Source organism: Rhizobacter sp. P1_G5 (genome assembly GCF_056405435.1).
On the sequence record NZ_JBFUCB010000248.1, the window covers coordinates 1 to 8,136 of the forward strand.

General features: G+C 69.9%; 7 protein-coding genes. 2 read left to right on the forward strand and 5 right to left on the reverse strand.

Annotation, left to right across the window (positions count from 1 at the left end):
* A partial coding sequence (locus AC1D12_RS17590) for a sensor histidine kinase (protein ID WP_477841861.1) occupies positions 1–750 on the forward strand: 750 nt, incomplete at its 5' end.
* Here AC1D12_RS17590 and AC1D12_RS17595 read toward each other — a convergent pair.
* The 5 genes from AC1D12_RS17595 to AC1D12_RS17615 all read right to left on the reverse strand — a co-directional run bounded on the left by AC1D12_RS17595 (position 751) and on the right by AC1D12_RS17615 (position 6,556).
* Positions 751–1,779 carry a cupin-like domain-containing protein gene (locus tag AC1D12_RS17595; protein WP_477841863.1) on the reverse strand — a complete coding sequence of 343 codons (1,029 nt, stop codon included), beginning with the start codon at positions 1,777–1,779 and terminating at the stop codon, positions 751–753.
* Positions 1,742–3,136 (reverse strand): tetratricopeptide repeat protein, encoded by a 1,395-nt coding sequence (locus AC1D12_RS17600; protein WP_477826431.1) that lies wholly within the window; start codon positions 3,134–3,136, stop codon positions 1,742–1,744. Before AC1D12_RS17600 ends, AC1D12_RS17595 begins: the two co-directional genes overlap by 38 nt.
* 70 nt (positions 3,137–3,206) lie before the next feature.
* On the reverse strand, positions 3,207–3,425 hold the full coding sequence (locus tag AC1D12_RS17605; protein WP_047505769.1) for a SlyX family protein: 219 nt from the start codon (positions 3,423–3,425) through the stop codon (positions 3,207–3,209).
* A gap of 57 nt (positions 3,426–3,482) precedes the next feature.
* A complete protein-coding gene (locus AC1D12_RS17610; RefSeq protein WP_477841865.1) occupies positions 3,483–6,104 on the reverse strand; it encodes a hypothetical protein in 2,622 nt (873 codons plus the stop codon).
* Positions 6,101–6,556: a type III secretion system chaperone family protein gene (locus tag AC1D12_RS17615; protein ID WP_477826433.1), complete on the reverse strand. Its 456-nt coding sequence runs from the start codon at positions 6,554–6,556 to the stop codon at positions 6,101–6,103. Before AC1D12_RS17615 ends, AC1D12_RS17610 begins: the two co-directional genes overlap by 4 nt.
* A 224-nt stretch (positions 6,557–6,780) precedes the next feature.
* On the opposite strand from AC1D12_RS17615, the gene AC1D12_RS17620 reads away from it, so the two are divergent.
* Positions 6,781–7,941, forward strand: coding sequence for an MFS transporter (locus tag AC1D12_RS17620; RefSeq protein WP_477841867.1), 1,161 nt, complete (start codon positions 6,781–6,783; stop codon positions 7,939–7,941).
* Positions 7,942–8,136: the final 195 nt, after the last annotated feature.

Consider the following 8,136-nt stretch of genomic DNA (forward strand, 5'->3'; position numbering starts at 1 on the left):
GTCGCGGTCTACGAGAGCCTGGAGCGCCGCGTGCAGCAGCGCACCGCCGAGCTGCAGGAGGCCAACAGCGAGCTGGAAGCCTTCACCTACTCGGTCTCGCACGACCTGCGCGCGCCGCTGCGCGCGGTGCAGGGCTACACCGAGATGCTGCTGGCCGACGCCTCGCCGCCGCTGCAGGGCCAGTCGCTGCTGTTCGGGCAGAGCATCCTGGCCTCGGCGCACCGCATGCACGCGCTGATCGAGGACATGCTCAGCCTGTCGAAGGTCACGCGCGCCCAGGTGCGCGTGCAGCCGGTGCACATCGGCGCGATGGCGCGCGACATCATGAGCACGCTGCAGACGGCGTGGCCGCAGCGCAGCGCGCAGGTCGAGCTCGACGCCACGCTGATGGCCGACGGCGACGCCGGCCTGCTGCGGCTCGCGCTGGAGAACCTGCTGTCGAACGCCTGGAAGTTCACCGGCAAGCGCGACGACGCGAAGATCTCGTTCAGCGCCGAGGCGCAGAAGGACGGCCGCCTGGTCTACTGCGTGCGCGACAACGGCGCCGGCTTCGACATGGCCTACGTGCAGCAGCTGTTCGAGCCGTTCCGCCGGCTGCACCGGGAATCGGATTTCCCCGGCACCGGCGTCGGCCTTGCGATCGTGCGCCGCGTGGTGCAGAAGCACGGCGGCGAGATCTGGGTGCACGCCGAGAAGGACAAGGGCGCGAGCTTCTTCTTCACGCTGCCCCGCGCCGGCAGGGCACGCTAGCTAGCGCATCCGCTCCTTCAGCAGCGCGCGCAGCCGCTCGCGCAGCTCGGGCGTCATCTCGCCGAGCGCGCCGCGGCGGTTCGCCGGGATGTGCGCCGCCGCGTCGCGCCCGGCATCGAACACGTAGTGCTCGAAGATCGCGGCCCAACCGCGGCGCTCCTCGGCGGGCAGCGACTTCAGGCACAGCAGCACGTGCAGCAGGGCGTCGAGCGCCGACGGCACCGGGTCGCCCGCCGCCAGCGCGCCGCGCCACCAGTAGTTCACCAGCATGTTGAAGCCCGCGAGCGACTCCACATGGTGCCACCACAGCGCCGGGATCAGGATCGCATCGCCCGGCTCGAGCTCGGCCACCTGCGCGGCGGCGATCGCCTCGCGGAAGCGCGGGAAGCGCTCGAAGTCGGGCGCCGCGAAGTTCACCAGGCTGATCGGCGTGCCGGTCGGGGCGTGGTCGAGCGGGCCGATGTACAGGTTGCCGATCTGCTCCGGCGGGAACAGCGTGAAGCGGCGCCGGCCGGCCACCACGCAGGCGATGTTGCTCGATTCGTCGAAGTGCGCCGGCGTCGTGATCGCGTTGCCGAGCCAGATGCGCGGCACGATGCTGCGCCCGAGCAGCGGCAGCGGGTTCTCGTCGACGAAGCCGGGCAGGCAGTCGGGGATCGGCGAGCTCTGCACCGCCACCGCCGGCGGGTTCGGGAAGGCGGAGTAGCGCAGCACCTGCTCGAGCACCGTCGACAGCGGCAGCTGGTTGCGCATGAAGTTGAAGCCGCTCATGTCGGCGTTGTAGAAGAGCCGCCCGTGCTGGTCGGGCGGCGTCATCACCGCCTGCACCTGGCTGCCGTTGTCGTGGTCGGCCAGGTATTGCGCGAGCGCCAGCGGCGACGCGAGGCCATGGCGCACCGCGGGCCAGTGCTTGACGAGCCCGCGCAGGATGGTCGGGCGGGCGCCAGCGATCACCTCGCGGCGCAGCGTCTCGTCGTCGAGGCCGGTGACCTCAAGGATCGGTGTGGTGGTGATCGGCTGGGACGGCATGGTTCGCCGAGGATAGCCCACGCAATGCCGCGGCGAGCTCGGCCACCACGGGCGACCAATCGCCGCGCTGCGCCTGCCGGAACAGCCGCAGCACGCCCGGATACCACGGCGAATCGCTGCGCCCGGTGAGCCAGCGCCAGTCGGTCATCTGCTGCGGCAGCAGCACCCAGCACGGCTTGCCGAGCGCACCGGCCAGGTGGGCGACCGCGGTGTCGACGCAGATCACGAGATCGAGCGCCTGCACGATGGCGGCGGTGTCGGCGAAGCTGTCGATCTCGCCGCCCAGGTGCAGCGCGACCGGCGCGCGCAGCGCCTCGTCTTCGCCAGCGCCCTTCTGCAGGCTGACGAAGTGCACGCCGGGCAACGCGGCCAGCGGCGCCAGCAGGTCGATCGACGGCAGCGATCGCTCGTCGTCGTTCTCGAACGCGGGGTTGCCCTTCCAGACCAGGCCCACGCGCAGGCCGTTCGCCGGGAGTGCCCGCTGCCATCGCGCGGCGGCCGCCGGCTCGGCGCGCAGGTAGGGTTGGGCGGCGGGGATCGCGTCCGGCCGGGTGCCGAGGTGGCGCGGCACGCTGGTCGCCGAGGTCCAGCAATCCCAGTGCGCGGGCGGCAGCAGGCCGTCGGCCGGCAGCACCTCGTCGACACCGTCCAGCGTCGCCAGCAGCGCCTGCAGCGGCGGCGGACACAGCAGCGTGACGCGCAGCGCACCGGCCTGCTTCAGCACGGTGGCGAAGCGGCTGAACTGGATCATGTCGCCGTAGCCGCCCTCCAGGCCGACCAGCACGCGGCGGCCGTCCAGCGGCTCGCCCTGCCAGCGCGGGCAGGTGACGCGCCCGGCCAGGTCGAGCTGCCAGCCGCGCCACGCGTAATGGGACCAGCCCTCGTCCCAGCGCTCGTCGCGCAGGCACAGGTAGGCGAGGTTGATGTGCGCCTTCGGGTATTGGGGGTCCAGCGACAGGCTGCGCCGGCAGCAGGCTTCGGCGTCGCCGTGCCGGCCCATCTGGGCGAGCAGCACGCCGAGGTTGGACCAGGCGGCCGGCGCCTCGGGATCGAGCTGCACGGCCGCCCAGCAGGCGGCCAGCGCCTCGTCGAAGCGTTTCAGCCGCGCCAGCAGCGCGGCGTGGTTCAGGTGGATGGTGGGTTGCTGCGGCCGCAGCGCGAGCGCGCGGCGGTAGCAGTCGTCGGCCTCGCCGAGGCGGCCGGCGGCCTCTGCCAGCCAGCCGAGGTTGGCGTGCGCCTCGCCCAGCTCAGGCTCGATCGCGATGGCCTCGCGGAAACAGGCCTCGGCACCCGCTGCGTCGTGCGCGGCGAGGTGCCGGGTTCCGTCGAAGAAGCGTTGGCTTGCAGCGGGCTGCATGCCGGCATTGGAGCGCGCCGGCCTACATGGCGATCCCCGGAGCTGCGGGGCAAGAGCCCGGCTGTTCCGGTCAATAGTGCGGCGGCAGCTCGTCGCGCAGGCTGCGGAACGGCCCGGCGTCCTGGCCGGCGGCCTGCTGGCGCAGCAGGGCGATCTGGGCTGCCATCTGCTCGATCTGCTGCTGCTGGCGCGCGAGCAGCGCGTTCAGCGAATCGAGCAGGTCCTCGCTGAAGCTGGCCTTGATCTCCAGGGCGGTGAGGCGGCGGTCGGTGTCGTGTGCGGAGTCCATGGGGGCATTGGAACTCAGCCGCGGACGCCTCGGGATCGGGCTGCACGGCCAACCAGTTCAACCCAGGTCCTCACTCTCACCCACACCCTCGTCCTCAGTCTTGCTGGCAGATACCGGTACCGGTGCCAGGGCCAGGAACAGCTCCTGCGCGACCCTGTCGGCCGACCCGGCCAGCCCCCCGGCCGCCTGCAGCGCCCGCACGTCGTTCAGCAGCACCGCCTTTACCTTCTCTCGCACCATTTGCATGTCTTCGCCGGACCTCCTGCCGTGCAACCGGCGTGCGACGCGGGCATCGAGCGCCGCGCGTACTTGGTCCGCCCAGGGGCCATCCTGCTGCAGCGTCGCCTCCTCGAGCAGCTGCGTGATCCGGTAGTGAGACATCGCCAGCGCCCCGGTCCAACCTGTCCGCTTCGACGCGCGCTCTTCGGCAAGAAACCAGGTGCCCAGATGCCGCTGCGCCGGTGATTCGCTCTCCACCGGCAGGAGGGTCCGACTGAAGTCAAGCATCCGCCGATAGACACCGTCCACGCCCGCCTTGGCGCCGCGTTTGTCGAAGCCTTGCGCCAGCACCTTCATCGACTTCTCGAATGCCGGGCGATCGACGCCCAGCCCCCCATCCTTGCGCGAACTGAACATCAGGAGCGCGATCGCTTCGGCATAGGGCAGCCGCCCGGTGCCAGCGAGCAGCTGTGCATTCGCCTCGGCGACCTCGAAGACCGTCTCGAACACCGCCGGCTGAACGGCTTCAGCCGCGCGCGCGGTGGGCGCCGCCAGCAGGTTGCGGATCACCCCCTCGACGGTATCCATCGCACCCGCCTCATCGCCGGCATGCAGCTTCGCCAGCACGCCGTGTTCCAGTTGATCGGCATCCATCACCACGAGTCCGAGATGCAGCATCATCTTCATCGAGAAGCTGAGCGGCTGGCCATCCCGGAACCCTTCGGTGACCTCGCGCGCCATGACCTCCCACGCCAGCATTTCGTTCCCGCCGGGGCCATAGCTCGTCGTCTTTTGCCCGCTGTAGCCCACTGCGCCGTTCACGAACTTGCCCTTGCCGCGGGTGGTCTGGAAGCCTTTGATGAAGCTGTCGCACAGCGCCTCGAAGTCGCGCGTGGCCTTCAGGGCCTTGCTGCTGCGCTCGCCCTCCTTCTGCGCATGGGCTTCCTGTGCCCGCAGGTGCTGGCGGTAGGCCAGCAGCGCCGAGAAGATCATCGCGGCTACCGCAACCACCACCGTGGAGGCTTTGCCCATCGCTGCGACGCCGATGCCGAGGAGCGGCAGGAGCATCGCCAACAGCGACGTGGTCCCACCTCCGCCGCGCACGATCCCATTGAGGATGCGGCTGATGGCGGTGAGCCTCTCGGTATTCGCGATGCCGATCTTGCGGTCGCAGTACATCATTGCGGTCAGCAGAATCGCTGCATGCACCGGATCTTCCCCGACCTCCGCCTCGAGCTTGGACAGCTGCTCGAATCGCCAGCTGAACTGCTGCATCGTCAGCTTGGCCCACGTGTGCTCGTTGCAGCCCTGGAACACGTCAAACGGCCCCGCCATCATGCCGAACGGCCCGGCGACACCGAGCATGGCCGAGTCGTGCAGCATGTAGAGCGCCGCTCTGCCGATCGCGGCCATGCCCAGTGCAGCCGCCCCTGGAACGTCCCGCAACCAGCCCCCCTGCGCCTGTTGCGCGTCGGCCATGTTGCGCTTCGCCGTGCGATCGGCCATCCAGAGCGAGCCTTCCGGCTTGCGCCCATGCTCGGCGTGGTACTGGTGGATAGTCGCGGCCATCACGGCAGCGCTGTCGGGCCAGGCCGCCACGGCCGACCAGAACTCCATCGCCTGCAGGCCGAGCTGCGGGTCAGGCCGCTCGCCTGCCAGCCAGCTGCGCAGTACCGTCTCGGCCGCCGCCAAATTCAGCAGCACCTTGCATTGCGCCTGCTGGATGGTCGACAGCTTGGTCAGCAGCACGCCATCGATGGTCGCCCCGTGCCAGCCCAGCGTCGCCAGGGAGGCGAGTTCGCCGACCCCCGAGATCAGCTGTCCGACCTCAGTACCAGAGGCCGCCGCTCCCAGCTTCATGGCCAGGATCGCGCCATTCACCAGGTAGTTGATGCGATGCTTTCGGGTCGTCAGCACATCACCCGGGGCTTGCGGATTGAAGGCATGGGAGCCACCCGTGATGCCGACACGGGCCGCCTGGCGCCGCACGCGGGCAGCGAGCTTCTTGGACCGTGCCTGTCGCTTTCCGACGGTCGACTCCTTCTTGGTCCGGGCCAGTTTGGTGCCGGCCTCCCCCACGACGAGGAGGCCGGCCTCGACCCACGCGCGCGCCTTGCGGGCGCACAGAGGTGCAATGCGGTCGAGGATCTCTGCGGACAGCTGCAGGTGCGCCTCCAGGAGATCCACCTCCGTCGCCGGAACGTCCGCACCGAGGATGCGTTCCGCTTGCGTCTGGAAGGGGCACGCTTCCAGCGCGCCGAAGCGCCGCACCGGCGCCAAGTCGCCACGCTGCGCATAGACCGCGACGAATTCGGCGTAGCTCTGAGTGTTCAACCCATCCGCGCTTCCGCTTTCCATCGTGATCGCCGAGTCGGATGATTCACTGACAGACGCCGAGGTACGGCTGGTTGCACCAAGACCAGGCCGCCGCGTTCCGTACGAAGAGCGTGCCTCCTTCATGCCAGCACCTCTTGCGCATGCCACGCGCCGGCCGGGCTCTCGCCGCCGGCCGCGAGTTCGGTGGCCTGCAGATCAGCCTTCAGGCGAGCCACCCACGACGGCACCTGCCACAGCAACCATGTCGACAAGGCCTCCGGCGATTCGAGGATCTCGGGCGCCACGAGCGCGACCCCGACGATGTGCCCGGTCACCGGGTGCAGCGCCAGCGTGAGCGGTGCGTCATCGGCACGCCGCAGGTTCAACTGCAGCAGCCGGCGCAAGAGCTCCGGCTCATGCTGCGGCAGCGGTCCGAGATCGAGCACCATCCGGACGGATCCGTCCGGCGCACAGCCCAGCAACACGTCGGTGCCGGCCACGTTGATCAGCCCCTTGTGGAACAGGTCCGGCAGATCATCCAGTTCCAGGCTCGCGGCCAAGCCCGCCATCAACGCTTCGAATCGCTCTTGAAACATGGGTCACCCTTTGTGGGGATTCCCTCCCTGGTTCACGCCCCCGTGTGGGAGCGCAAGCTGTGTGTCAGATCGCAATGCAGCAATTCCAGACGGATGGCCTGCCTCCCTGCATTGCGRCTGCACTTCCACCCACTTCGGCCGGCATCCAGGCATCTCCCGGCGCGAACGGACTTTCGGGTTTCCACGTAGAGTTCGGGGCTTCCTCCGCACGCGCTCCCCCTCCCGTGAACCTTCCCCTGCTCGCCCTGGCCGCCGCCGCATTCGGCATCGGCACCACCGAATTCGTGATCATGGGATTGCTGCCGGATGTCGCCCGCGACTTCGGCGTCACGGCGCCGGTGGCCGGCATGCTGGTCTCCGGCTATGCGTTCGGCGTGACGATCGGCGCGCCGATCCTCGCGATCCTCACCGCCAAGTGGCACCGCAAGCGGGCGCTGGTCTCGCTGATGGGCTTGTTCATCCTCGGCAATGCGCTGTGCGCGATCGCACCGAACTACGAGTTCCTGATGGTCGCGCGCGTCGTCACCGCGTTCTGCCATGCGGCCTTCTTCGGCATCGGCGCGGTCGTCGCGGCCGGGCTGGTGCCGCACGAGAAGCGGGCGCAGGCCGTCTCGCTGGTGTTCACCGGCCTCACGGTGGCCAACATCCTCGGCGTGCCGCTGGGCACCGCGCTCGGCCATGCGGCCGGCTGGCGCTCGACGTTCTGGGCCGTCACCGGCATCGGGCTGGTCGCGATCACCGCGCTGTGGCGCTGGCTGCCGTCGGCGCTGCCCGCGCAGGAGGGCAGCATCCTGCGCGAGTTCCGCGCGATCGCCCGCTTCCAGGTGCAGTGCTCGCTGCTGATCAGCACGCTGGCCTCGGTCAGCATGTTCACCGTGCTGACCTACATCGCCTACATCCTGCGCGACGTCACCGGCTTCTCGCCCGACCAGATCAGCTGGGCGCTGATGCTGTTCGGCGGCGGCATCACGGTGGGCGGCCTGCTCGGCGGGCGGCTGGCCGACTGGCGGCTGATGCCGGCGATGGCCGGCCTGTTCGCCTGCATCGCGCTGGTGCAGCTGACGTTCTCGTGGACCGCCCCCTTCGCGCTGCCGGCGATGGTGACGCTGTTCGTCTGGGGCATCGTCTCGTTCGCGATCGGCCCGGCCGCGCAGGTGCGGGTGCTCGACACCGCCGTCGGGGCGCCCAACCTCGCCTCGACGCTGAACCAGGGCGCCTTCAACCTCGGCAACGCCGGCGGCGCCTGGCTCGGCGGCCTGCTGATCGCCGCCGACCGGCCGCTCACCGATCTGTGCTGGCTCGGCGCCGGCGTCGCGGTGCTGGCGCTCGGGGTCGTGCTGGTGTCGGCGCAGATGGACAAGCCGGGGCGGCTGGCGGCGGCTTGATCGAGCGTGCAAAGGCGTGGGTGGGGAGGCTGTGGCTCGCCGGCCGGGTCGGTCATCGCCCCTGGCGGGGCGACGACTCCCCTGCGCTGACTGGTTTCATGGCCCGTCGCCGAAACTCCCGCCACTCACTTCGTTCGTTGTGGTCAAACAGTCGGCGACAGTCAGTTCACGAAGCGTGCTGGCGCACGCGGGCCA